22 protein-coding genes and 1 tRNA gene are annotated in these 25,069 nt (G+C 64.2%); 5 read left to right on the forward strand and 18 right to left on the reverse strand.

The window, feature by feature from the left end:
* Positions 1-162 precede the first annotated feature (162 nt).
* The 3 genes from gndA (at position 163) to ACWA1Q_RS10255 (ending at position 2,869) form a co-directional block, all read left to right on the forward strand.
* Positions 163-1,620: an NADP-dependent phosphogluconate dehydrogenase gene (gene gndA, locus ACWA1Q_RS10245; protein WP_463757134.1), complete on the forward strand. Its 1,458-nt coding sequence runs from the start codon at positions 163-165 to the stop codon at positions 1,618-1,620.
* A gap of 103 nt (positions 1,621-1,723) precedes the next feature.
* On the forward strand, positions 1,724-2,551 hold the full coding sequence (locus ACWA1Q_RS10250; protein WP_463757136.1) for a CPBP family glutamic-type intramembrane protease: 828 nt from the start codon (positions 1,724-1,726) through the stop codon (positions 2,549-2,551).
* A gap of 81 nt (positions 2,552-2,632) precedes the next feature.
* Entirely contained in the window at positions 2,633-2,869 is a 237-nt protein-coding gene (locus tag ACWA1Q_RS10255; protein ID WP_463757138.1) for a hypothetical protein, read from the forward strand.
* A gap of 212 nt (positions 2,870-3,081) precedes the next feature.
* Here the strand turns inward: ACWA1Q_RS10255 and ACWA1Q_RS10260 are convergent, their stop codons facing one another.
* The 3 genes from ACWA1Q_RS10260 to ACWA1Q_RS10270 all read right to left on the reverse strand — a co-directional run bounded on the left by ACWA1Q_RS10260 (position 3,082) and on the right by ACWA1Q_RS10270 (position 5,685).
* Positions 3,082-4,059, reverse strand: a complete 978-nt coding sequence (locus tag ACWA1Q_RS10260) for a ribose-phosphate diphosphokinase (protein ID WP_463757140.1) — start codon at positions 4,057-4,059, stop codon at positions 3,082-3,084.
* A gap of 37 nt (positions 4,060-4,096) precedes the next feature.
* Complete coding sequence (glmU, locus tag ACWA1Q_RS10265; RefSeq protein ID WP_463757141.1) at positions 4,097-5,539, reverse strand: bifunctional UDP-N-acetylglucosamine diphosphorylase/glucosamine-1-phosphate N-acetyltransferase GlmU; 1,443 nt, start codon at positions 5,537-5,539, stop codon at positions 4,097-4,099.
* A 74-nt stretch (positions 5,540-5,613) separates the two neighbouring features.
* Positions 5,614-5,685 (reverse strand) — tRNA-Gln (locus ACWA1Q_RS10270).
* A gap of 78 nt (positions 5,686-5,763) precedes the next feature.
* On the opposite strand from ACWA1Q_RS10270, the gene ACWA1Q_RS10275 reads away from it, so the two are divergent.
* Complete coding sequence (locus ACWA1Q_RS10275; RefSeq protein WP_463757143.1) at positions 5,764-6,264, forward strand: MarR family winged helix-turn-helix transcriptional regulator; 501 nt, start codon at positions 5,764-5,766, stop codon at positions 6,262-6,264.
* 6 nt (positions 6,265-6,270) lie between these two features.
* On the opposite strand, the gene ACWA1Q_RS10280 is transcribed toward ACWA1Q_RS10275, so the two are convergent.
* From ACWA1Q_RS10280 to ACWA1Q_RS10320, 9 genes are all read right to left on the reverse strand, one after another.
* On the reverse strand, positions 6,271-8,247 hold the full coding sequence (locus ACWA1Q_RS10280; RefSeq protein WP_463757145.1) for a BCCT family transporter: 1,977 nt from the start codon (positions 8,245-8,247) through the stop codon (positions 6,271-6,273).
* Positions 8,248-8,332: 85 nt separating this feature from the next.
* Positions 8,333-8,992 (reverse strand): methionine ABC transporter permease, encoded by a 660-nt coding sequence (locus ACWA1Q_RS10285; RefSeq protein WP_463757147.1) that lies wholly within the window; start codon positions 8,990-8,992, stop codon positions 8,333-8,335.
* A 1-nt stretch (position 8,993) separates the two neighbouring features.
* Positions 8,994-10,022 carry a methionine ABC transporter ATP-binding protein gene (locus ACWA1Q_RS10290; RefSeq protein ID WP_463757149.1) on the reverse strand — a complete coding sequence of 343 codons (1,029 nt, stop codon included), beginning with the start codon at positions 10,020-10,022 and terminating at the stop codon, positions 8,994-8,996.
* 108 nt (positions 10,023-10,130) lie between these two features.
* Positions 10,131-11,027, reverse strand: a complete 897-nt coding sequence (locus ACWA1Q_RS10295) for a MetQ/NlpA family ABC transporter substrate-binding protein (protein WP_463757151.1) — start codon at positions 11,025-11,027, stop codon at positions 10,131-10,133.
* Positions 11,028-11,324: 297 nt separating this feature from the next.
* On the reverse strand, positions 11,325-12,857 hold the full coding sequence (gene arfA, locus ACWA1Q_RS10300; RefSeq protein ID WP_463757153.1) for an arabinosylfuranosidase ArfA: 1,533 nt from the start codon (positions 12,855-12,857) through the stop codon (positions 11,325-11,327).
* A 36-nt stretch (positions 12,858-12,893) separates the two neighbouring features.
* A complete protein-coding gene (locus tag ACWA1Q_RS10305) occupies positions 12,894-13,790 on the reverse strand; it encodes a carbohydrate ABC transporter permease (RefSeq protein ID WP_463757154.1) in 897 nt (298 codons plus the stop codon).
* Positions 13,787-14,728, reverse strand: coding sequence for a carbohydrate ABC transporter permease (locus tag ACWA1Q_RS10310; protein WP_463757156.1), 942 nt, complete (start codon positions 14,726-14,728; stop codon positions 13,787-13,789). The genes ACWA1Q_RS10305 and ACWA1Q_RS10310 overlap by 4 nt, the downstream gene beginning before the upstream one ends.
* Positions 14,729-14,742: 14 nt before the next feature.
* Entirely contained in the window at positions 14,743-16,062 is a 1,320-nt protein-coding gene (locus ACWA1Q_RS10315) for an extracellular solute-binding protein (protein ID WP_463757158.1), read from the reverse strand.
* Positions 16,063-16,196: 134 nt separating this feature from the next.
* A complete protein-coding gene (locus ACWA1Q_RS10320; protein WP_463757160.1) occupies positions 16,197-17,291 on the reverse strand; it encodes a fatty acid desaturase family protein in 1,095 nt (364 codons plus the stop codon).
* Positions 17,292-17,615: 324 nt separating this feature from the next.
* Here ACWA1Q_RS10320 and ACWA1Q_RS10325 point away from each other — a divergent pair, with 324 nt between their 5' ends.
* Positions 17,616-17,819 carry a cold-shock protein gene (locus ACWA1Q_RS10325; RefSeq protein ID WP_090712708.1) on the forward strand — a complete coding sequence of 68 codons (204 nt, stop codon included), beginning with the start codon at positions 17,616-17,618 and terminating at the stop codon, positions 17,817-17,819.
* Positions 17,820-17,916: 97 nt separating this feature from the next.
* Here ACWA1Q_RS10325 and ACWA1Q_RS10330 read toward each other — a convergent pair whose 3' ends face one another.
* Genes ACWA1Q_RS10330 through rsmI form a run of 6 tightly spaced genes read right to left on the reverse strand, consistent with a single transcriptional unit; the run spans position 17,917 to position 25,020 of the window.
* Positions 17,917-19,731: an ABC-F family ATP-binding cassette domain-containing protein gene (locus tag ACWA1Q_RS10330; RefSeq protein WP_463757161.1), complete on the reverse strand. Its 1,815-nt coding sequence runs from the start codon at positions 19,729-19,731 to the stop codon at positions 17,917-17,919.
* Between the two features lie 38 nt (positions 19,732-19,769).
* Complete coding sequence (locus ACWA1Q_RS10335; RefSeq protein ID WP_463757163.1) at positions 19,770-20,705, reverse strand: 4-(cytidine 5'-diphospho)-2-C-methyl-D-erythritol kinase; 936 nt, start codon at positions 20,703-20,705, stop codon at positions 19,770-19,772.
* A 53-nt stretch (positions 20,706-20,758) separates the two neighbouring features.
* Positions 20,759-21,598, reverse strand: coding sequence for a 16S rRNA (adenine(1518)-N(6)/adenine(1519)-N(6))-dimethyltransferase RsmA (rsmA, locus tag ACWA1Q_RS10340; protein WP_463757164.1), 840 nt, complete (start codon positions 21,596-21,598; stop codon positions 20,759-20,761).
* On the reverse strand, positions 21,595-22,530 hold the full coding sequence (locus ACWA1Q_RS10345; protein ID WP_463757165.1) for a TatD family hydrolase: 936 nt from the start codon (positions 22,528-22,530) through the stop codon (positions 21,595-21,597). Before ACWA1Q_RS10345 ends, rsmA begins: the two co-directional genes overlap by 4 nt.
* Before the next feature lie 49 nt (positions 22,531-22,579).
* Complete coding sequence (metG, locus tag ACWA1Q_RS10350) at positions 22,580-24,160, reverse strand: methionine--tRNA ligase (protein ID WP_463757167.1); 1,581 nt, start codon at positions 24,158-24,160, stop codon at positions 22,580-22,582.
* A 41-nt stretch (positions 24,161-24,201) separates the two neighbouring features.
* On the reverse strand, positions 24,202-25,020 hold the full coding sequence (gene rsmI, locus ACWA1Q_RS10355; RefSeq protein ID WP_463757169.1) for a 16S rRNA (cytidine(1402)-2'-O)-methyltransferase: 819 nt from the start codon (positions 25,018-25,020) through the stop codon (positions 24,202-24,204).
* Between the last annotated feature and the right edge of the window lie 49 nt (positions 25,021-25,069).

Raw genomic sequence — 25,069 nt, forward strand, 5'->3', positions numbered from 1 at the left:
CCATCCCGACGGTCCCGGCGATCCTGCCCGGCGTCATGTGCCGGAACGCGCTCGCCCGTTTTGCTAGCGTGTACTCGGAGTCCGCGTCAGCGCCCCATCGCATCCCTCCTCTTCTCGAGGACCATCCGAACTATTGACCGCGAACCACAAGAGGAGATTCCCATGACCCAAACCACAACGGCCCAGGCCAACATCGGCGTCGTCGGTCTGGCGGTGATGGGCTCCAACCTCGCCCGCAACCTCGCCAGCCGCGAAGGAAACACCGTGGCGGTGTACAACCGCTCCGTCGAGAAGACGAACACCCTTCTCAGCGAGCACCCCGAAGCGGGCTTCATCGCATCCGAGAAGATCGAAGACTTCGTCGCGTCGCTGCAGAAGCCACGCACGGCGATCATCATGGTCCAGGCCGGCAAGGGCACAGACGCGGTCATCGACCAGCTGACCCAGCTCTTCGAGCCGGGCGACATCATCGTCGACGGCGGCAACGCGCTCTTCACCGACACCATCCGCCGAGAGAAGGCCGTTCGTGAGACCGGCATCAACTTCGTCGGCGCCGGAATTTCCGGCGGCGAAGAAGGCGCACTCAAGGGCCCGTCGATCATGCCGGGCGGTTCCGCTGAAGCGTACGAGACCCTCGGTCCGATCCTGTCCTCAATTGCCGCGATCGCCGAGGGCGAGCCCTGTGTCACCCACGTCGGCACCGACGGCGCCGGCCACTTCGTCAAGATGATCCACAACGGCATCGAATACGCCGACATGCAGCTGATCGCCGAGGCATACGACCTCATCCGCCGCGGCACGGGCAAGTCCCCCGCCGAGATCGCCGACGTCTTCGCCGAATGGAACCAGGGAGAGCTCGAGAGCTACCTCATCGAAATCACCGCGGAGGTCCTCCGGCAGGTCGACGCGAAGACGGGCAAGCCGCTCGTGGACGTCATCGTCGACCAGGCCGGCTCCAAGGGCACCGGCGTCTGGACCGTGCAGACCGCGCTCAACCTCGGCGTCCCCGTCTCCGGTATCGCCGAAGCAGTGTTCGCCCGTGGCCTGTCGTCGCACCCCGAGCAGCGGGAGGCGGCATCCGACCTTCCCGGACCGAGCGACGCGTGGACCGTCGACGACCACGATGCCTTCATCGAGGACGTCAGGCTCGCCCTGTACGCGTCGAAGATCGTCGCGTACTCGCAGGGCTTCGACGCCATCGCGGCCGGTGCTGACGAGCACGGCTGGAACATCGACCTCGGCGCCGTGTCGAAGATCTGGCGCGGCGGCTGCATCATCCGCGCGCAGTTCCTCAACCGCATCGCCGAGTCATACAGCGAAGTTCCCGACCTCAAGCTCCTCCTCACCGCTCCGTACTTCGCCGAGGCGATGGCGGGGGCGCAGGATGCCTGGCGTCGCGTCGTCGTCGCATCCGCCCAGTCCGGCATCCCCGCGCCCGCGTTCTCCTCGTCGTTGTCGTACTACGACGGACTGCGCGCCGATCGTCTGCCGGCGGCACTCGTCCAGGGCCAGCGCGACTTCTTCGGTGCTCACACCTACAAGCGCGTCGATGCCGAGGGAACGTTCCACACCCTCTGGTCTGGCGACCGCAGCGAAATCCAGGCCACAGACAGCCACTGATCCGTCGACGCCCTGTCGGCTGCTCCCCGGAGTGGCCGACAGGGCGTTTCGCGCATCCGGCACGCTACGCTCGAATTCGAACGCTCCCAACCCGGAAGGTCCCATGACGACGAAGTTGCCCCAGAGCGCACCGACGACTCACAGTGCGCTCAGCTGGAACCTCCTGCCCGGCGTTTTGATTGCAGCATCCGGGCTCTTGTTGTTCGGCCTTCACTGGCGCCCAGGCGGCTATGTGGTCCTCGCCGCTGCGTTGATCGCCGCCTTCGTCGTCAACCGGGCTCTCGCCAAGGACCTGGCGCTCATCGCCGCGGGCCTCATCATCATCAGCCTCGTCGAGATCAACACCGACATCTCGTGGGATCACATGATCGTGATGGGCATCGCCCTCGCCGCGGCCGTCCTGGTCCCCTACCTCGCGTCGCGCTACCTCTACCGCGATCACGCCATCCGCTTCCCTGTGCTGACCGGCCAGCGCTGGACGCGCGTCGAGCTGTGGTACCTCATCGCTGTGCTCGTGCTCGGCTGGTTCCTCCTGCCGGTCTACATGATCCCGACCGGTGTCTACGAGAACTGGCCGGCGGCGTCCGATCCCGGCTCGATCGCGCGGCTGTTCCTGGGAACGAACGCGCTCGGTATCTGGGATGAACTGTTCTTCATCTGTACCTGTTTCACGCTGTTGCGCAGGCACTTCCCCGACTGGCAAGCCAACCTTCTCCAGGCGGTCCTCTTCACCTCGTTCCTCTGGGAACTGGGCTTCCACTCCTGGGGACCGTTCCTCATCTTCCCGTTCGCACTCGTGCAGGGCTGGATCTTCAAGCAGACCAAATCGCTGTCGTACATCGTCAGCGTGCACCTCCTGTTCGACCTCGTGCTGTTCCTCGTTCTGCTTCACTCGCACAACCGGGACTGGCTCGCGGTCTTCCTCTACTGACCCAGCGGGCAAAGTGCAAGGTCCATAGGTGGGCGGTGCCCCGCGCGAGACAATGGGAACACCGACCGCGAGGAGAATCCCATGACCGACAACACGCAGGATGCACCGATCGAAGATCAGCACCCCCAGCCGCTCGACGACAAAGTCGCCGGCATCCTGATCCAGGAAGAAGCAGACCTCGCCGGCCACGATCAGGCTGACGTTCTCGAGGCTCTCCGCCAGAGGTTTGCTGATGCCGGCATCGCCATTTCGGAGGACGAGCTGATCGAGCAGAGCACCCGGATCGCCGGTGCAGAGCCCGGTAACTTCTCCAGCTGACGGGTCGACCGAGCGAGATCACAAGGCGAGAAACTGTCAAGCCCCTGTACAGGGGGACGCCGGAAACCTAGGCTCAGCAATACAAGGTTCTCCCCCGAGTTACCCCGCTTAGGTGCTAGTGAGAGTACCCGGACGACGGGATATTCCGGAGGACCTTCGAGGGCGGGATAGTCGGGATATTCCGCCCTCTCCCCTGCCCGGCGGCATCCGCCTTATGCAGCTCCGTCGAACATGCTCGTTACAGAGCCGTCCTCGAAGACCTCGCGGATGGCGCGGCCCAGAAGCGGCGCGATCGGCAGCACGGTGAGGCTCGGGAAGCGTTTCTCCTCCGGGATCGGAAGCGTGTCGGTGACCACGACAGAGTCGATGAAGTCGCTCTGGAGGATCTCCGTAGCGGGATCGCTGAAGACGGCGTGGGTGGCCGCGACGATGACGCCGAGCGCCCCGGCCGCCTTGAGCGCTTCAGCGGCGCGAACAATGGTGCGCCCGGTGTCGATGAGGTCGTCGACGAGAAGGCACACCCGGCCCTCGACCTGGCCGACGATCTCGTGCACGGAGACCTGGTTCGGCACGAGCGGGTCACGCCGCTTGTGGATGATCGCCAACGGTACGCCGAGCTTGTCACTCCAGATGTCGGCGACCCGAACCCGCCCCATGTCGGGAGACACAATGGTGAGGGTCTCGGTGTCGAGCTTCTCGCGGAAGTGGTTGAGGAGAACAGGCATCGCGAACAAGTGGTCGACGGGCCCGTCGAAGAAGCCCTGGATCTGTGCGGCGTGGAGGTCGACAGACATGATCCGGTCGGCGCCGGCAACCTTGAACAGGTCGGCGACGAGGCGGGCCGAGATCGGCTCGCGGCCGCGGCCCTTTTTGTCCTGGCGGGCATAGGGATAGAACGGCGCAACGACAGTGATGCGCTTCGCCGACGCGCGCTTCAACGCGTCGACCATGATCAGCTGTTCCATCAGCCACTCGTTGATGGGGGCGGTGTGCGACTGGATCACGAAGGCATCGCAGCCACGAACGCTCTCGTCGAACCGTGCGTACAGCTCGCCGTTCGCGAAGGTGCGGGCGTCGGTTGGAACGAGCTCGGATCCGAGCTCCGCAGCGATGTCGACGGCCAGTTGCGGATGCGCTCGTCCAGAGACGAGGACCAGTCGTTTTACTCCGCTGCTTTTGATGCCCGACACGAGCCCTGCTTCCTGCCGATCTGATCGGCGTTGGTGCTTAGTTTTCTTCGTGGGAAGTGTTGCGGGCCCGGGCAACAGCTTCTGCTGCCGGCGTGCCTGGTCGACGGGACTCGGTCCAGCCATCCATGTTTCGCTGTGGGGCGACGTTGATCGCCAGCGCTCCGGCCGGTACATCCTTGCGGACGACGGTTCCTGCTCCGGTGTACGCCCCGTCGCCAATTGTAACCGGAGCGACGAAGACGCCGTGTGAACCGGTGCGTACGTGGGAGCCGACAACCGATGAGTGCTTCTTCACACCGTCGTAGTTGGCGAAGATGCTGCCGGCGCCGATGTTCGACTGTTCGCCGATCTCGGCGTCACCGACGTACGACAGGTGCGGGACCTTGCTCCCGGTTCCGATTTTCGCGTTCTTCGTCTCGACGAACGCTCCGATCTTGCCGTCAGCCCCCAGGATGGTTCCCGGTCGCAGGTACGAGAACGGGCCAACGGATGCTCCGGCACCGATCACCGCGAGGGTTGCGTCTGTGCGCTTCACCTCGGCACCGGCACCGACCTCGCAGTCGACAAGCGTGGTGTCTGGTCCGATGATGGCCCCGGTCTCGATCGCTGAGGCGCCGAGAATCTGGGTTCCGGGCTTCACCGTCACGTCAGGAGCGAGGGTCGCTTTGAGGTCGATCCAGGTCGAAGCGGGATCGACGACGGTGACCCCGGCCATCTGCCAGCCGCGGACGATGAGCGCGTTGAGCCGTGCGGCCTGGACGCTGAGCTGCGCACGGTCGTTGACGCCCTCGACGAGCCAGGCTTCGGCCACGGGAACGGCGTCGACCGCTCCCCCGCTGGCTCGGAGCAACCCGACCATGTCGGTCAGGTACTTCTCTCCCTGCGCGTTGTTCGTCGTGAGGTGCGAGAGCTCGGCCCGCAGCGCGCCGAGGGTGAAGAGGTAGACCCCCGCGTTGATCTCCCGGACGGCACGCTCTTCTTCAGTGGCATCCTTCTGCTCGACGATCCGGTCGAGCCCGCCGCTGTCGGAACGGATGATGCGGCCATAACCGGTGGCGTCGTCGAGGAAAGCGGAGAGCAGTGTCGCCGCCGTCCTGGCCTCCCGGTGTCGCGCGACGAGCGATGACAGCGTCTCGGCGTCGAGCAGGGGAACGTCGCCGTTGACGACGAGGACGTCGCCGTCGAAGTCCTGCGGAAGCGCGTCGACAGCCTGCTCGACCGCGCGGCCCGTGCCGGGGATCTCATCCTGATCGACGATGATGCTGTCGGGCAGCTCGGCGGAGATGACCTCGACCAGACGATCGCGTTCGTGGCGCACGACCGCGACGACGTGCGCGGCGTCGAGAGCCCGCGCGGTTGCGAGCACATGGCCGACGAGCGGAACCCCGGCGATCGGGTGGAGCAGCTTCGGAGTCGCTGACTTCATCCGTGTGCCCTGGCCGGCGGCCAGGATCACGATGGCAAGGTTGTTGTCTGTCACGGTTCTCCCCAGGAAGTGTGCTCGGGCATGAAGCCCGCATGAAGTACGACGCGGCTCGAAGCCGTCTCGTTCCGCTCCGCCTCCAGGACTCGAACCTGGACCGAACAACTCCAAAGGTTGCCGTGCTGCCATTACACTAAGGCGGACCGCACTCGCGTGCAGTAGTCAAGTCTGCCAGATAGTGACCGCACGTCGCGCCGCCGCTTCGCCGCCATAATGGACGCATGCCCGAAGACAACGACGAAGTCGACCGAATCGTCGAGGCCTGGCAGCGCGAGCGCCCCGATCTCAGTTTCGCTCCGCTGCAGGTTCTCTCGCGGGTCGGACGACTGACACGGCACCTCGATCGGGCGCGTCGCACCGCCTTCACCCGCTCAAAACTGGAGTCGTGGGAATTCGACGTTCTCAGTGCACTCCGCCGGGCAGGCGACCCCTACACCCTGAGCCCGAAGCAACTCCTCCAGCAGACTCTTGTCTCGAGCGGGACGATGACCAACAGGATCGACCGCCTCGTGGCATCCGGTCTCGTTGAACGCAAGGCGGACCCGGGTGACGGTCGCGGCATCCTCGTCGTCATGACGGCGACCGGGCTGACGCGGGTTGACGCAGCGATCACGCGGCTCGTCGACGCCGAAGCCGACATGCTCGCAGCGCTGTCGCCCGCCGACCAGCAACGACTCGCGTCGCTGCTCCGCAAGCTGAGCATGGGTTTCGATCAGAGCTGACCGCACTCAGGGTTTGTCGTCGCCGCTTTCGGTGCCCTGCCTCGGTTCGGCGGTCGTCGCCGCGTCACCCGATGCAGTGCGGCTCGGGTCCTCAGGACCTTTTTTCGAGATCGAGCCCGGCGCGATCTCCGCGTCGACATCGATGGTGTCGATCGCTCCGGTGCGTGCGTCCTCGTACCATTCAGACAGCGCCGGGTCCTCGGTGTCGAGCCACGCGCCCGCTCCGTGTTCCGGCGCGACGGCGCCGGCCGCGAAGACGAAGTCGTCACCGTGTTCCTCGATACCGGCGCGCACGCCCTCGGAGATCGCGACGCGCGCGAATCGGTGCCGGATCATGTACGGGTCGGTCCGCAGGTCCTTCCACCAGGCGACCATCATGAGAATCAACACGAATGCGAACGGCAGCGCCGAAACAGTGACCAGTGCCTGCAGCGCATTGAGCGAACCTGAGCCGCCCGCCAGGAGGAGCGTCAGCGCGATCCCTGTCAGCGACAAGCCCCAGACGATCGTCACCCAGTGTGAAGGCGCCGGCTTCCCGCGCTGCGACATCGATCCCATCACGATCGACGCTGAATCCGCGCTCGTGATGAAGAAAATGACGATCGAGAGCATCGCGATCAGCGACGTGATCGCACCGAACGGCAACTCGGAGAGCACGACGAAGAGGATGTCCTGGCTCTCTTCGGCAGCGGAGATCGCCCCGTTCGTCTGCTCGAGCCACATGGAGGTTCCACCGAAGATCCCGAACCAGATCAGGCAGACGAACGAGGGCACGATGATGACGACGGTCACGAACTCCCGAAGCGTCCGCCCTCGCGAGATCTTCGCGACGAACATGCCGACGAAGGGTGTCCACGACACCCACCATGCCCAGTAATAGGTCGTCCAGGTCTCCATGAACGCCGCAGCGTCGCCGCCTTCTGCACCCGACCGCTGCAGCATCGTGCCGAGCTCTTCGAAGAACGTGACGCCGGCGGCAGGGATGAAGTTGAGGAGGAACAACGTCGGACCGGTGATGAACACGAACAAACCGAGGCTCAGGGCGAGGACCATGTTCGCGTTCGACAGGGCCCGGATGCCGCGCTTGATTCCCGAGACGGCGGAGATGATGAAAGCGACGGTGAGCACGGCCATGATGCCGACGATGATCCCGTTCGCGAGTTCGCCGATCCCGGCGACAACCTCGATTCCCCTGCCGATCTGGAGCGCGCCGATCCCGAGTGAGACAGCCGTGCCAAAAAGGGTGACGATGATCGCGAAGATGTCGATGATCGCACCGAAGACGCCCTTGGTACGCTGGCTGAAGATCGGGTCGAAGATCGCGGAGATGAGGGGCGAACGGCCGCGACGGTACGCGGAGTAGGCGATCGCGCCGCCGACAAGGGCGTAGTACGCCCACGCCATGGGGCCCCAGTGGAACATCGTCTGGGCCATCGCGCTGTGCATCGCATCGCGGCTGCCCGGTTCGACCTCGAATCCGAACGGCACGTTCATGAAGTACTCGAACGGTTCGTACGGTCCGAAGAACAGCAGGCCGATTCCCATTCCGGCGCTGAAGAGCATCGCGACCCAGGAGACGAAGGAGTACTCGGGTTTTTCATCGTCAGCGCCCAGGCGGATATGCCCGGTGTGTGAATAGCCGACGACCATCATGAAGGCGAAGACGGCGATCGTCAGCAGGGAGAACAACCAGCCGAAGTTCGTCGATACCCACGAGAGCGAGGCGCTCGAGGCCGCGCTCAACCCATCGGAGTCAAGCGCTCCCCAGACGACGAACCCAGCGACGAACGCCGCGGCGATCGCGAAGACCCACCAGTTGGTGGAGAACTTGCGCCCCGTGTCTTCGACGCCGATCCCCGGGATCAGCGCCGGGTGAACCGTCGTATTCGCTTCGGTCAGCTCGTCCAGGATCCGGCGTACTTTTCGGCTCGCCGGTTCGTCGGGTGATTCTGAAAGGGGGGTTTTATCGGTGCCTGCAGACATGGTCTCCACGTTCTCTGCGGTCGGAATCCACCCATGGTAGTCGCGCAACCGGCTTCCCACGCAACGCGGGGAGGCCGGATTCCGTCTACCGCCGCAGGATTTTGCGGGCCAGCGCGTTGCCCGAGAATTGCACGAGCTGGACCAACAGGATGATCACGAGCACCGCCGCCCAGGTCACCACCGGGTTGTACTGGCGGTAACCGAAGAGGATGGCGAAGTTACCGATTCCGCCGCCGCCGATGAAGCCACCGACCGCCGACATATCGACAATCGCGACGAACACGAAGGTATAACCGAGGATCAGCGGACCGAGCGCTTCGGGCAGGATGACAGTCCGGATGATGCGGAACGGCCCCGCGCCCGCCGCCCGTGCTGCTTCGATGACGCCCGGAGAAACAGTCAGCAGGTTTTGTTCGACGATGCGGCTGATTCCGAACGTCGCGCCGAGGGATATCGCGAAGATGAGCGCGCTGTTTCCGATTCCGATTCCGAGCACCAGACGCGCGAGGGGCTGAACCGCCGCGATGAAGATGATGAACGGGATCGGCCGGAAGATGTTCACGAGAATGTTCAGCAGGGTGAAAGCCGCCCGGTTCTCGAAAAGGCTCCCAGCCCGCGTGGTGTACAGCGCGAGGCCGAGGAGCAAACCGCCGATCCCCCCGAAGAAGAGAGAGATGACGACGATGTAGAGCGTTTCAACGGTGGCTTCGCCCAGTTCGGGCAGCAGTTCGAGGAGCCGGTCCATGTCAGTTGGCCTCCGTGACGAGAGAGCGTTCGGAGATGCGCGCGATGACACTGTCGATCGCGGCATCCGTACCGGTGAGTGCGAGTGTGAGGTGGCCGAAGGCCCGCCCGCGGATGTCGTTGATGCCGCCGTAGACGAGTTCGAACCCGACGCCGGCTGCTGCGAGGTCGAGGAAGACCTGGGCTTGTGAGCTGTCACCGTCACGGAAAGAGAACGTGACGATGCGGCCGTCGTGGCGGGCACGAAGCGCATCGACTTCGGCTCTGGTGGGTATGCCCTGCACCACGGTCTGGACGAACCGGGCGGATGCCGCATTCTGCGGGTTCGAGAACACGTCGAAGACGTCACCGCGTTCGACGATGCGCCCGCTGTCCATCACGGCGACCTTCGTCGCGAGGCTGCGGATCACGTCCATCTCGTGGGTGATGAGGATGATCGTGACGCCGAGTTCGCGGTTCACCCGCTCGAGCAGTGCGAGCACCTCCCCGGTGGTCTCCGGGTCGAGGGCGCTCGTGGCTTCATCGGCGAGGAGGATCGACGGCGACGTTGCGAGGGCCCGTGCGATGCCCACGCGCTGTTTCTGGCCGCCCGAGAGCTGGTCCGGGTAGTTCCTTGCCTTGTCGCTCAGCCCGACGAAGTCGAGCATTTCGGCGACCCGCGCGCGAACCTCGGCCCTCGGCCGACCCGCGACTTCGAGCGGGTAAGCGATGTTCTTCGCAACGGTCTTGGAGTTGAACAGATTGAACTGCTGGAAGATCATGCCGATGTCGCCGCGAACGGCGCGGAGTTCACTTTCCGGGAGCGTGGTGATCTCGCGACCGTCGACCACGATGCTTCCGGAGGTCGTCTTCTCCAGTGCATTCACGAGACGGACGAGGGTGGACTTCCCCGCCCCTGAGTAGCCGATGATCCCGTAGACATCACCTTTCCCAACGTCGAGGCTCACTGAATCGATGGCGACGACGGGAGCGCCGCCCTTTTGGGCTGGCGGGTATGACTTCACCACGTCGGTGAGGGTGACGATGCTCATAGGATTTCTTCTCCATGGATGCGAACGGGCGAAGACGCGAACGGGCAGAGACGCGAACGGGCGCCGGGGTCTCCCCCGGCGCCGCTCGCACTTTCGCTGGGTGTGCTTCTAGCCCTGCTCTTCGATCTGCTTCTGCACGGTCGCGAGCGACTCCTCGAGTTCCTCGACCGGGGTTGTCAGCATGACGGCGGTTCCGCCCGAGTTCTCGATCACTCCGTCGGTCACTGCCTTGGTGTTCTGGTAGATCTCGACGAGCTTCTTGTACGTCTCATTGTCCTTGTCCTCGGCGCGGGCAGCAAAGATGTTGGCGTACGGGAGCGCGTTGGGGTCCGAAGGATCGTCCTGCGCGATAGCATCCGTCGCCTCGAGACCAGCGTCCTGGATGTAGTCGTTGTTGACGATCGCGGCGGCAACGTCGGGCAGCGACGTCGCGGTCAACGCGGCATCCAGTTCGGTCACCTTCACGCGCGAGGCGTCAGTGTCGATGTCGTTGAGGGTCGAGTAGGCACTTCCGCCGTCTGCGAGTTCGATCAGGCCGGCCGACTGCAGGACGAGAAGGCCGCGGGACAGGTTCGTCGGGTCGTTCGGGACGGCGACGGTCTCACCGTCAGGGATGTCCTCCACGTCCTGGTACTTGGTCGAGTACAGGCCGAGCGGGTAGATCGCGGTGGCGCCGACCGGCACGAGGTCCTGCTTGTTCGCCACGTTGTACTGCGCGAGGAAGATCGTGTGCTGGAACTGGTTGAGGTCGATTTCGCCCTCGGTCAGTGCCGGGTTCGGCTGGTTGTAGTCCGAGAAGTCGACGAGTTCGACAGTGATTCCTTCTTCTGCCGCCGCTTCGACGTAGGTCTGCCAGTACTCGTCGCTCGCGCCGGCGACACCGATGCGTACGGTCTCGGTTTCTGCCTCGGTACCGGCATTTCCGGCGCATCCGGCTAGCAGCGCGGCAAGCGGGACGATGGCAAGAGAAGCAAGGAAGCGCTTCTTCAGAGTGTGCTTTTTCACGGGGAATCCTTTGTGATATCTCGGCTGTGGAAGCGAGCGAGGGCGGGCACAGCGAACGATCCGCAAGAACGGAGAGAGAAGGGAGGCTGCGCCGCGTCTGCGCAGGCACATTCCAAAAATAGCTGGGAAATCTTTCAAACGCGAAGCGTCGGGTCACGCCACGTAACAGAAAATTTCGCGCACGAATGAAGCATCCATGGATTCTTCGATATCAGTACCGCGTGCCCACACGACCCGCCGCCGCCCGCCTCGGCAAACGCATTTCGACGAAATCCCCACATATGTCGGGGACGGGCACTACACCGTCACGTCGATGACGAGGACTGCCCACGACAGCGCGGGCAGGCTCAACTTCACGCCGCCATCGACGACGGAGACGCCCGGCAGCTTTTGCAGCCGCACGCGCTCAGCGTCTGACGCGTTCGACACGTGACGGTCCGCCCCATCCGGTGCCTGCAGCACTTCGGCGCGCGCAATCCCCGACGCCGTGAACCCGTGGAGCGCGAGGTCGACGTCTGCCGCATCGTCGAGACTCCGGTTGGCGAGGAACACCGCGACGCGGGAGTTTTCTTCGTCCCACGTCGAACTGACGTCGACGATGTCGGCATCACCGAACTGGGCGGTTGACATCTTTTCGCTCGAAACGGATGCCGAGAGGATGCGCCCCCGCGCGAGTTCCGCCATGCGCGCGAACGGCCAGAAGATCGCCTGGCGCCAGGCGGGACCATTTTCTTCGCTGCGGATGGGAGCGATGACGTTGACGAGCTGGGCCTGGTTCGCGATGTGGACGCGGTCCCCGTGACGAAGAAGGGAGTTGAGCAGGGTGCCGACGACGACGGCATCCGTCATCGTGTACTCATCTTCGATCAGGCGCGGATGCTCCCGCCAGCCGGATTCCCTGACGCGGTGCAGCTGGTCTTCCGTGTTGAGGCCTCGCTGATACCAGACGTTCCATTCGTCGAAAGAGAGGTTGATCCGCTTCTTGTGCCGGCCTTTCGCACGCACGGCGTCGGCCGTCGCCACCACGGATTCGATGAAGTAGTCCATGTCGAGGGCGCAGGCGAGGAAGCTCGCGGCGTCACCGTCATGCTCCTGGTAGTACGCGTGCAGAGAGATGAAGTCGACTTCGTCATAGGTGTGGCTGAGCACGGTGTGTTCCCACTCACCGAAGGTCGGCATTCCGGAGTTCGAGCTGCCGACGGCGACGAGCTCGATCGTCGGGTCGACGTACCGCATGGCTTTCGCGGCTTCCTTGGCGAGCCGCCCGTATTCCTCTGGCGTCTTGTGGCCGATCTGCCAGGGGCCGTCGAGCTCGTTGCCGAGGCACCACAGCCGGATGTCGAATGGTTCCTCCGCTCCGTTCTTGCGTCGCAGGTCGGACAGATAGGTGCCACTCGGATGGTTGGCGTATTCGACCAGTTCACGGGCTGCGTCCACTCCCCGGGTACCGAGGTTGATGGCCTGCATCACCTCGACATCAGCGAGACGCGACCAGTCCATGAACTCGTGCAGGCCGAAGGCATTCGTCTCGAGCGTGTGCCACGCGCCGTCGAGACGGCGTGGCCGCGATTCCACCGGCCCGACGCCGTCTTCCCAGTTGTACCCGGAGACGAAGTTTCCGCCGGGGTAGCGAACGACGGTCGGCCCCATCTCCCGAACCAGCTCGAGCACGTCTGTGCGGAATCCGGACTCATCGGCCGCCGGATGTCCGGGTTCGAAGATACCCGTATAAACACAGCGGCCCATGTGTTCAACGAACGATCCGAACAGCCGACGGGGCACATCGCCCACCGTGAAGTCGCGTGCGAGCGTGATCCGTGCCGATGTCATGGTGTCCTTTCGTGTGCCGCCCAAAGCCGGCACCTGTTACTGGCCGCCGAAACCGGTGGTGGCGATTCCCTTGATGATTTGTCGCTGGAAGAAGAGGAAGAGAATGATCAGCGGCGCCGCTGCGAGAAGAGCCATGGCCATGTTCTGCGCGTACTGCACTCCGTAGGCGCTCTTCACCGTCTGAAGCCCAACCGGCAAGGTCATGAGTGACGTGTCGTTGATGATGATGAACGGCCAGAGGAAGTTGTTCCACGCGGCGATGAAAACGAAGATGGCGACCGCGGAGAGGATCGGGCGGGACAGCGGAAGAACGATTGTCCAGAAGATCCGGAGCCGGTTCGCTCCGTCGACACGGGCCGCATCCTCGAGTTCGATCGGGATCTGATCGAAGAACTTTTTGAGGATGAACACCATCGGCGGTGCAACCACCTGCGGCAGGATGAGCCCCCAGTAGGTGTCGACCATGTTGAAGGCGAGCATCTGGTAGAACAACGGGATGATGAGCACCTGGGGCGGAATGATGATCGACGCGATGACGACGAAGAACAGCCACTTCCGCCCGGCGAAGTCGAGCCGGGAGAAGGCGTAGGCGGCAAGCGCGCACGTGCCGACGGTGAGGATGGTGATGATGGCCGAACTGATGAGGCTGTTGAACGCCCAGATCGGGATGTTGCCCTCGCCGAGGACGTTCGCATAGGCCTCGATCGTATAACCGTTGGGCGCGAGCCACGAGATCGGCGTCGCGCCGGCATCCGCTTCGCTCTTGAGCGATGTGACGAGGGCCCACGCGAACGGGAGCAACCAGGTCACAGCCATCAGGATGAGCACGATCAACGCGGCGATCCTGCCCGCACCGAAGCGACGCTCCCCCGGCTTGCGTGACGTCGCCGGGGTTGTGGCGACCGGGGCGGTGGTGGTGTCGACGGCGGTCATGACCGGGCCCCCCTTCTCGAGGTGATGCGTATCTGGATGATCGAGATGAGAATGATCACGGCAAAGAACACGAACGAGATCGCTGCCGAGTATCCGAAGCGGTATCCGGTGAAGCCGGTCTCGAAGATGTAGACGACCGCGGAGCGAGTCGTTCCGGCCGGACCGCCCTGGGTCATCTGGTAGATCTGGTCGAAGACCTTGAGCGAGGCAAGCACCTGCAGGATCACGATGAGTGCTGTGGTCGGCGCAAGCTGCGGAATCGTGATCGAGAAGAGCTGACGCCACTTGCCCGCTCCGTCGATCGACGCCGCTTCGTACTGCTGCTCCGGAATGTTCTGGAGCGCGGCGAGATAGAGCAGGAAGTTGAAGCCGACCGTCCACCAGACGGTCGCGATGACGACGCCGTGCATCGCCCACTGCGGATCCTGCAGCCAGGCGATCGGTTCGACACCGAATGGCGCGAGCATATCGTTGATGAGGCCGAGCTGCGGGTTGAACAGCCAGATCCAGAACAGCGACACGACGGTGGATGCCAGGAGGAACGGCATGAAAAACGACAATCGCCAGAGCCACTGCCCCGGCAGTCCCAGATCGACAAGCAACGCCATGATCAGAGCGATGAGCACGAGCGGGATCGTCGACAACACGGTGAACCAGAGAGTGTTGAGCATCGAGCGCCACATGTCGGCGTCACCGAGCGCTTCGGCATAGTTGTCGAAGCCGACGAACTCTCCACCGGCCCCCGTGAGGGTCGTGCCGGTGAAGCTCAGGTAGAGACCGAACAGGATCGGCCAAATGAGGAACAGGCCGAAGAACACTCCGAAGGGGGCGAAGAACGCCCACCCCACGAGGTTGTCTGTTCGCCGCCTGGACTGGCGGGAATCCTTGAGCGCGACACCGGTTCCCTGTGCGCGGTTGCTAACTGCGGATGTTGACACGGCAGGCTCCTGACTCAGGCGACCGGGTTGGGTTTGGCGAGGAGAACGTTGAGTCGTCGGACGAAGCCCTGGATGCCTTCCCGCGAGTCTCCCCCGCGGAAGACGCCCTGGACGTTTTCGGCGAAGTACGTCTGGAAGTCGGACCCTGACCCGGTGAACCAGGCTGGGGGGTCGTAGTTGAGCACGTCGGCAGCTGACGCGTAATGTGCCTGCGGGAGCAGGTCCGCGTACCCGTCGGACTCGATGATCGGCAAGTATGCGGGAATGTGGCCGGCTCCGGCCCAGTCGAACGATCCCTTGAGGATGCTCGACACGAACCGGTAAACCTCGCGCCTCTGGGCTTCATCGGGGTCGGACTGGTGCGGCAGCACGAAAGCGTGGGAATCCGCGTACGCGGCTGGGGTGCCGAAGAGGTTGGGAATCGGCTGGGCATCGAACGGTATTCCGGCATTCACTGCCGTCGGCAGCTCCCACACTCCCGTGAAGAACATCCCGCTCTCGCCATTGACGAATTCGGCAACGGCAGTGGCGTAGTCACCGTTCGTCGCTGCGATCTCACCGTCGAGCAGTTGCTTGATGAAGTCGAGCGCGGTGACCGCTGCCTCTTCGTCCACCTGTGCCGGTTCACCGGGCTCGAGGCTCATCTCCGCACCCTGTTGCTTGTAGAAGGTGTAGAACAATCGCCACATCTGCGCACCGTCACCGAGATAGCCGTATGACAGACCTCGTCGCCCGGTGACCTGCTGCATCGCCCGCGCGACCTCGAGGAACTGGTCAGGCGAGGTGATCTCCACCAACTGGCCGTCGTCACCGAGAACCCCGGCTTGCTCCGCGACATCGGTGTTGTACATCATGATGAACGGATGCGCGTCGAGCGCGATCGAGAACAGGTCGCCGTCGATGATCCCCTTCTCCCAGATCCTCTCGGGGAAGTCGGACTCCGAGACGCCGAACTCCTCGAGCAGGTCGCGGTCCCACGGATCGAGGAGCCCGCCGGGCGCGTACCCGGGCAATCGTGACGCATGCATGATTGCCACGTCTGGCGCGCGGCCTCCGACGGATGCCATCGCGAGCTTCGTGTAATACGGCGTTCCCCACGCAAGCACCGTCTGGGCGGCGTAGAACTCCGGGTTCGCTTCGTTGGCCTCGTCGACGAGACCTGCCATGACGATGCCGTCACCGCCCGAGAGCAGATGCCAGAACTTCAGCGGTCGAGCACCCTCGGCGCCGAGCGGAGAGCAGCCGACGAGACTGGGGCCGAGGACGGCCCCTCCGAAGACGGCGGCCCCGCCCAGCAGGACGGTGCGGCGGGACAGACGGTGAAAGTCGCTCATGTTCACTCCCTTGTGGACGGCATTATCTTTACAGCGTTGTAGAGCGCGCACAAGCCCCCACCGCCGGTTGGGCACGAAAAAGCGCCCGGTCAAAGACCGGGCGCTGTGCCGAATTCGGCGGGTTTTCGGTGCCGTTATGGACGGCGGAACTGGTTGACCATCGGGCAATCGAACGGATCGCGGGCTGAGAGCCCGACCCGGTTGAGGTAATCGATGACGATGGCATAGGAGCGAACCAGGGTGGTCTCCGTGTACGGGACGCCGATTGTCTTGCAGTGCTCGATGGTGATCTCACGCGCCTTCTTGAGGTGCGGGCGAGGCATGCTTGGAAAGAGGTGGTGCTCAATCTGGTAGTTGAGTCCGCCCATGAAATAGCTCATTCCGCGGCCGCGGATGTTGCGGCTCGTGAGGACCTGCTTCGAGAGGAAGTCGACCTTGGCGCCTTCGGCGATGAGTGGCATCCCCTTGTGGTTCGGCGCGAACGACGCTCCCATGTAGACGCCGAAGACTGCCAGCTGGACGCCGAGGAAGGCGAAGGCGAGTCCGACGGGAAGGAACGTGAATAGAACGGCGACGTACAGTCCGAGACGGAGCGTGATCAACGTGAGCTCGAGCCAGCGCTTGTCGACCTTCTCCGTCGTGATCAGACTCACGATCGCGTGACGGTGAAGGTTCAGACCCTCGAGCGTGAGGAGCGGGAAGAACAGGTAGCCCTGACGGCGGGTGATGAAAGCGAGGAAGCCCTTGGCCTTGGACGCGTCCTCCTCCATGAAGGAGATCGTGTCGATCTCGATGTCGGGGTCCTTGCCGACCGTGTTCGGGTTGGCGTGGTGACGTGTGTGCTTGGTCATCCACCAGGCGTAACTGATGCCAACGACGGCGTCGGCGAGGATGCGTCCGAGGCGGTCGTTCGCGGGGCCGGATTCGAAGACCTGGCGGTGCGACGCTTCGTGGGCAACGAAGGCGACCTGGGTGAGGATGTAGCCGAGGCCAGCGGCGATGAGCAGCTGGAACCAGGAGTCGCCGAGAAGGATGAACCCGGTCGTGAGGCCGGCAAGAGCGAGCGCGTGGCCCGTGAGCAGCATCATGTAGAAGCCGGTGCGGCGTTTGAGGAGGCCCGCCTCGCGAACCGTCTTGAGGAGCGCTGCGAAAGTTGTGGTCGGGTTTTCGAGCCCGTTGATGCGTGTTGTGGTCTTTCGTACTGGGCCAAGAGTCGCAGTAAGCGTCATGGCACCTCCCAAAATGGTAGGCCCGGCTTCCCAGCCGTGATGAAGACGAGCGTATGCTCGGGATATTCCAGAGACTACGTGAGGACATATTCCCTGAAGCGATTACAGTACGGGATACGGCATATACTCAGCCGATTGCGCGATTCGCTTGCATCTCGCCACAGCCTGGGTTAGTGTGGTCAACGCAGTAGTAGTGTTACGCAGTGATTGATTTACGGCGGTTCCTTCATCTGAAGAGCCGCCGTTTCTTGTAGGAGCGGACAGGTACGCCGCAATTGGGATGACGACAGTCGTCATCCACGCAAGACTCCTAAGGAGATCATCATGGCAACAGGAACAGTCAAGTGGTTCAACGCAGAAAAAGGCTTCGGATTCATCGCTCCCGATGACGGAAGCGCTGACGTTTTCGCTCACTTCTCGGCCATCGCTTCCAGCGGCTTCCGCTCGCTCGAAGAGAACCAGAAGGTTGAATTCGAAACCGCAACGGGCCCCAAGGGCCTGCAGGCAGAGAACATCCGCCCGCTGTAACCAAAACTATTACTCCGTCGGCCTCGGCTGACAGTAATTCTTTGAGAAGCCGGCCTTCACGGGAAACCGTGAAGGCCGGCTTTTTTGTGCCCCTGGACTACTCGAGAAGTTCGGAGAGTTCGAGCCAGCGGGTCTCGAGTGCAACGAGGTCCGACTCGAATCCGCGAAGTTTGTCGCTGAGTTCGCCGAGTCCGACATAGTCATTTTGGTCGTGAACCGCGAGCATCTCGTGGGTGTCGACGATTCGCTGGCGCATCTTCTGGATCTTGCGATCCGTCGACGCGATCTCCTTCTGCGCGTTGCGCAGCTCCGCTCCCCCGAGTTTCGGTTGTGCCTGCGGCGCTCCGGACGACTCCGACGCGAGCGGCGCGATGAGCGGTGCAGAGTCCTGCCCGGCGCGGAGGGCGAGGTATTCGTCCACTCCACCGGGGAGGTGACGGAGATGACCGTCGAGAACGGCGTATTGCTGGTCGGTGACCCGTTCCACGAGGTACCGGTCATGCGAGACGACGAGCAGCGTGCCCGGCCACGAGTCGAGAAGATCCTCGATAGCGGCGAGCATGTCGGTATCGAGGTCGTTGGTGGGCTCATCGAGGATGAGCACGTTGGGCTCGTCGAGGAGGATGAGCAACAACTGCAGCCGGCGACGCTGTCCACCGGACAAGTCCTTGACCGGGGTCGAGAGCTGAGCGCTCGTGAAGCCGAGCCTTTCGAGCATTTGCCCTGGCGTCATTTCCTTGTCCCCGGTGACGTACGAGGTCTTCTGCATTCCGACAACGGTCGAGACCCGCTCGTGCTCAACGTCCTTCAGTTCGTCGAGCTGCTGGGTCAGGCTCGCAATGCGTACCGTCGTTCCCCGCTTGACCCGACCACTCGTCGGCGTAACTGTTCCGGTGACAAGACCGAGCAGCGTCGACTTCCCTGCACCGTTGACGCCGAGGATTCCGGTCCGCTCCCCCGGTGCGATCCTCCACTCAATGTCCTTGAGCACCGTCTTGGTTCCGGTTGCTGATTCCGGGTCCGGGTACACGACACCGACATCGAGGAGATCGACGACGTCCTTGCCGAGCCGCGATGTCGCCATCTGCGCGAGCGCGACGGTGTTGCGGGGTTCCGGTTCGTTCTCGATCAGCTCGTACGCGGCATCCATCCGGAACTTGGGCTTCGTGGTTCGCGCGGGGGCACCACGACGGAGCCACGCGAGTTCCTTGCGCATGAGGTTCTGGCGCTTCGCTTCGCTCGCCGCTGACATCCGGTCGCGTTCCACCCGCTGGAGGATGTACGCGGCGTATCCGCCCTCGAACGGTTCAATCAGCCGGTCGTGGACCTCCCACGTGGCCGTGCACACCTCGTCGAGGAACCACCGGTCGTGGGTGACGACGATGAGGCCACCGCTCGACGGCGACCACCGCTTCTTGAGGTGGTTCGCCAGCCAGGCGATGCCTTCGACGTCGAGGTGGTTCGTCGGTTCGTCGAGGAAGATGACGTCCCAGTCACCGACGAGGAGAGCAGCGAGGGCGACGCGGCGGCGCTGGCCACCGGAGAGGGAACCGATCGTGGCGTGCCAGGGGATGTCCTGAATCAGTCCGCCGATGACATCACGGATGAGGGCGCTTCCCGCCCACTCGTGGTCTTCAGCGTTTCCGACGATCGCCTGCGAGACGATGAGGTCATCCGGCTGCTCGTCACGCTGGTCGAGCATCCCGACGGTGACGCCGCGGCGACGCGTGACGCGTCCGCCGTCAGGTTCGATCCTGCCGGCGAGGAGGGAGAGGAGCGTTGACTTGCCGTCTCCGTTCCTGCCGACGACGCCGATCCGGTCGCCTTCGTTCACCCCCGCAGTGACGGAGTCGAAGATCACACGGGTTGGGTATTCAAGGTGGAGCTGTTCCGCTCCGAGAAGATGGGCCACTCTCCCAGCCTAAGCGCCGGGAGCGAGGCTCCTCACCATCAGTCGTGAAGCAGCCGCGCCCCGTGGACGGGGCCGGTGACCCGGAGGACATGAAGGCGGGATGCACTGAGGCTGACCTGCAGTTCGAGGGCGGTGTCGGCATCCGGTGCGAGGAACGCGACGGTCGGTCCGGAACCGGACACGATCCCGGCAAGCGCGCCCATCTGTTCACCCAGTTCGAGGATGCCGCCGAGACCGGGAGCAAGGTGGAGCGCGGCCGCCTGGAGGTCGTTATGAAGAGCATCGGCAAGCAGCCGGGCATCGCCGGCGCGGAGCGCCTGGAGCACTTCGGTGTCGACGGTCGGCTGGACCGAGGCGGGGAAGATGTCCTGAGCGTGACGTTCGCGGTGCTCGTCGAGCGCCCGGTATACATCAGGGGTCGACATCCCGAACTCGGCGATGGCGAGAACCCAGTGGAACGTTCCCTTGGCGAGCGCCGGGCTCAGCCTGTCGCCTTTCCCCGTACCGATGGCCGTGCCTCCGGTCATCGCGAAGGGAACATCAGCTCCGAGCTTCGCGGCGAGGGCGAGAAGTTCGTCGCGGGAGAGCTCTGTTCCCCAGAGCGCGTCACAGGCGAGGAGGGTCGCCGCGGCGTCGGCCGACCCGCCACCCATTCCTCCGGCGATGGGCACGTGCTTCTCGATCTCGAGCCGGACACCTCCCCGGTACCCGGTCTTGCGTGCGAGCATCCGTGCCGCCTTGATGGCGAGGTTGCTGCCGTCGACCGAGAGTGACGATGTGTCGATGGGGCCGGAGAAGCTCACGGAGAAGTCCGGTGCCTGGTATGCCCGCACGTCCTCATAGAGCGAGACCGCCTGGAACGCGGTCGCGAGATCGTGATACCCGTCCTCCATCAGTTCGCCGACCTTGAGAAAGACGTTGATCTTTCCAGGCGCCCGGGCGTGTGCGAACTTCTGGGCGAGCGGAGCGGTCATGCAACAAACCTAACGCAGGGCGGCAGGCAGGGCTCGCCGGCGGAAAACGAGCATCAGAGGCTGCCCACCTGGCGAGTGATCGCGAGGAAGTCATGCACCGTGAGTTCCTCTCCGCGAGCGGTGGGGGCGATCCCGGCTGCCGTCATGGCATCCGTCGCAGCGGCGGAGCCGCCGAGCAGCTGGCCGAGCGACTGGCGCAGCATCTTGCGGCGCTGCTGGAAAGCGGCGTCGACGATCGAGAACGTGAGAACGCGTTCCTCTTCCGTACCGATGGCCTCGTCTCTGCGGTCAAAGCCGACGAGCACCGAGTCGACATTCGGTACCGGCCAGAAGACCTGCCTCGAGACGGTTCCCGCTGTTCGCCAGGAGCCGTACCAGCTGGCTTTGACGCTGGGGCTGCCGTAGATCTTCGATCCGGGCTGGGCGGCGAGCCGGTGTCCGACTTCTGCCTGCACCATGACGACACCGGCCCGGATCGACTCGAAGTGCTCGAGCAGGTGCAGCAGCACCGGCACCGAGATGTTGTACGGGAGGTTGGCGACGAGCCGGGACGGGTTGCCCTCGAGCTCGGTGATCCGCATGGCGTCGGCGCTCACCACGGTGAGCGGTGCACCGGGCTGCATCAGTTCGACGGTTTTCGGGAGTTGCTCGGCGAGCCGGTGGTCGATCTCAACGGCGATGACGCTCGCGCCCGCCTCGAGGAGCCCGAGGGTGAGAGAACCGAGCCCCGGCCCGACCTCGACGACGTGCTCGCCGGCGGTGACCCGAGCCACCTTGACGATGCGGCGGACGGTGTTGGCGTCGACGACGAAGTTCTGTCCGAGTTTTTTGGTGGGCTGAACGTCGAGCAGTTCGGCGAGGTCACGGATTTCTGCGGGGCCGAGGAGGCTCATTCGCCGTCTTTCTGGTCGGGGGTGCCGTAGGGATTCGGCGGAGAGGTGACGGGCTCGTCGTCCCAATGCCCGTAGACGTACTCGGTGTTCGAGGACACCTGGGCGGCGAGCATGGAGGGATCGGTGCCGAGGTAGCCGGCGATCCAGCGCACGGTGTGGGGAAGGAGATACGGTGCGTTGGGTTTGCCGCGGTGCGGCATGGGCGTGAGGTACGGGGCATCCGTCTCGAGGAGAAGGAGGTTCCGCGGGGCGACGTCGAGCGCGTCCCGGAGGTTCTGCGCATTCTTGAACGTCGCCGTCCCGGCAAACGACATGAACCAGCCGTTGTCGGCGCACTCGCGCGCGAGTTCAGCGTCACCTGAGAAACAGTGGAAGACGGTCCTGCGGGGAGCACCGACCCGGTGAAGGGTGGCGAGGACGTCATCGTGGGCGTCACGGTCGTGGATCTGCAGGGCGAGGTCGTTGTCCTTGGCGATCTGGATGTGCGCTTCGAATGCGCGTTGCTGCGCCGACCGCCCGTCCTCCCCCGTGCGGAAGTAGTCGAGGCCGGTCTCACCGATGGCGCGGACGCGGGGCCGTGTTGCGAGTTCAGCAATGATCGCGAGTGCGTCATCGAGGGTGCCTTCGGCCTCGAGCAGGGGCGTCTCGTTCGGGTGGATGGCGACCGCAGCGAGCATGCGCGGCTCGATCGCCGCTGTCTCGGCGCTCCAGATCGAGGTGTCGACATCCGTTCCGACCTGCACGATCCCGCGGACACCGACGCTCGACGCACGGTCGAGGTGCTCCCGGTAACCGAGTTCTCCCTCGGCGACGGGCCTTCCCGAGGTAACGGACGGGTCGAGGTGCGTGTGGTTGTCATACACCGGCACCAGAAGCGCTTCCGGCAGCGGCGGGTACCGAAGTTCCGGGCGCGCGGAAGCGGGATCAGTCATGGTTTCGACGGTACCCCACTTGCGTCGCGAATCCGGTGGCGCGACCGGCTCAGCTGACGGCGGTTTCGATCCGCGGGAACAACGCTTCGAGCGCCGACACCTGGGTGCCTGCCGGCAGCTGGCCCCATCGGCCGGCATCGCGGAGCGGCTGGTCCTCGAGCGGGCCGAGAGCATCCGGTCCGCCGAGAGCCGTCCACAGCCGGGCTGTCGCCTCCGGCAGAACCGGAGAGAGCAGCACGGCGAGAGCGCGCAGTCCGTCGACCGCCGTGTACAGCACGGTGCCGAGCCGTTCGCGGTTCGCCGGGTCCTTCGACAGCGCCCACGGCTCCGAGTCGGTGATATAACCGTTGAGCTCGTCGACGATCCGCCAGATCGCTGCGAGCGCGTCGTGCACGGCAAGCTTCTCGATCGATGCGTCAGCGAGGTCGGATGCCGCGGAGACGACGGCGTGGATCGCCCGCTCTGCGTCGTCTGGTTCGCCCTCGGACGGGACGACCCCGTCGAAGTAGCGGGTGACCATCGCGACAACGCGAGACGCGAGGTTGCCGAAGCCGTTGGCGAGTTCGGCCTGGTACCGGGCAGACAGGTCCTCCCAGCTGAACGAGCCGTCCTGCCCGAAGGCGATGGCACGCATGAAGTAATAACGGAAGGCGTCTGAACCGAAGGTGTCGGTGATCTCGGTGGGCGCGATGCCGGTGAGCTTCGACTTCGACATCTTCTCGCCCCCGACGAGGAGCCAGCCGTGGCCGAAAATCTGCTTGGGCACCTCAAGCCCGGCGGCCATGAGCATCGCCGGCCAGATGACGGCGTGGAAACGGAGGATGTCTTTTCCGACGATGTGGGTCGCCGGCCAGCGGCGGGCGAACTCCTCGTCGTCCTGCCCGTAGCCCACGGCGGTGACGTAGTTGAGCAGCGCGTCGAACCAGACGTAGACGACGTGCGAGTCGTCCCACGGAACCTTGACACCCCAGTCGAAGCTCGACCGTGAGATGGACAGGTCGGACAGCCCCTGCTTGACGAACTGGATGACCTCGTTGCGGGCGGAGTCGGGCTGAATGAAGTCCGGGCGTTCCTCGTACAGAGCGAGCAACCGGTCGGTGAAGTCGCTCATGCGGAAGAAGTAGTTCTTCTCCTTGAGCAGTTCGAGCGGCTTCGAATGGATCGCGCACACCTTCTGGCCCTCGAACGGACCGGTGCCGTCGACGATCTCCGACTGCGGCTTGAACTCTTCACAGCCGACGCAATACAGGGCCTCGTACTCCCCCGAGTAAACGAATCCGGCGTCGTAGAGCCGCTGGAGGAAGAGCTGCACATTGGTTTCGTGGCGTTCTTCCGTCGTGCGGATGAAATCATCGTTCCTGATGTTGATGGTCGACAGCAGCGGCTTCCACGCCTCGTTCACGAGTTTGTCTGCCCACTCCTTCGGCGTCTTGCCGTTGGCCGTCGCCGTGCGGAGGATCTTCTCACCGTGCTCGTCTGTGCCGGTGAGCGACCAGGTGTCATCTCCGGCCTGGCGGTGCCAGCGGGCGAGCACGTCAGCGGCCACCTCCGTGTAGGCGTGACCGATGTGGGGCGCATCATTCACATAGAAGATGGGCGTGGTGATGTAGAACGAATTGCCGCTGGCCATAGGGACAATCCTAGAGCCGCTGCCCAGCGTGTGACGCCGGGTCAGTTCTTCACGGCGAGCGCCGCCTGATAGAGCTCGCGCCTGCTGAGCCCGGTCGCCTCGGCGACCTGCGCCGTGGCATCCTTCAGCCGTTCGCCCGCCGCGACGAGTTCGAGCACCTGGACGACACCGTCGTGCAGGTCGAACTCCCGTTTCTCGGCACCGGCGACGACGATACAGATCTCGCCGCGCACACCCGCCTGAGCCCACTCGGCGAGTTCGGCCGCCGTGCCGCGTTTGACCTCCTCGAACATCTTCGTGAGCTCACGGCAGACGACCACCCGCCTGTCGGCTCCGAAAACGGATGCCGCGTCGGCGAGGGAATCGGCGAGACGGTTCGGGGATTCGAAAAAGACCATCGTGCGGCGTTCGTGTTCCAGCAACCGGAACGACGTCACCCGGTCGCCGTGCTTGCGGGGCAGGAAGCCCTCGAACGTGAACCGGTCCGTCGGCAGGCCGGAGACGGCAAGTGCCGTGATCACGGCGCTCGGGCCGGGCAGGACAGTAACCTCCACGCCGGCGTCGACAGCGGCGACCACGAGGTGGTAGCCGGGATCCGACACGGTCGGCATGCCGGCGTCGCTGAGCACGAGCAAATCTGCCTCGCGCGCGAATTCGATCAGTTCGGCCGATTTCTCGCGTTCGTTGTGCTCGTGAAGGCTCACCAGTCGAGGTTTGTGGGCGATGCCGAGTCCCTTGAGCAGCTTCACCGTCGTCCGGGTGTCCTCGGCGGCGACGACCTCCGCCGAGCTGAGTGCGTCGACGAGGCGCTTCGAGGCGTCCCCGAGGTTTCCGATCGGGGTCGCTGCGAGGATGATCATGACCCCAGTCTCCCACCCGCCATCGGGTGGACCGCTCGCATGGTTAGCA

It is taken from the genome of Mycetocola sp. TRD_SC_2 (genome assembly GCF_055361225.1).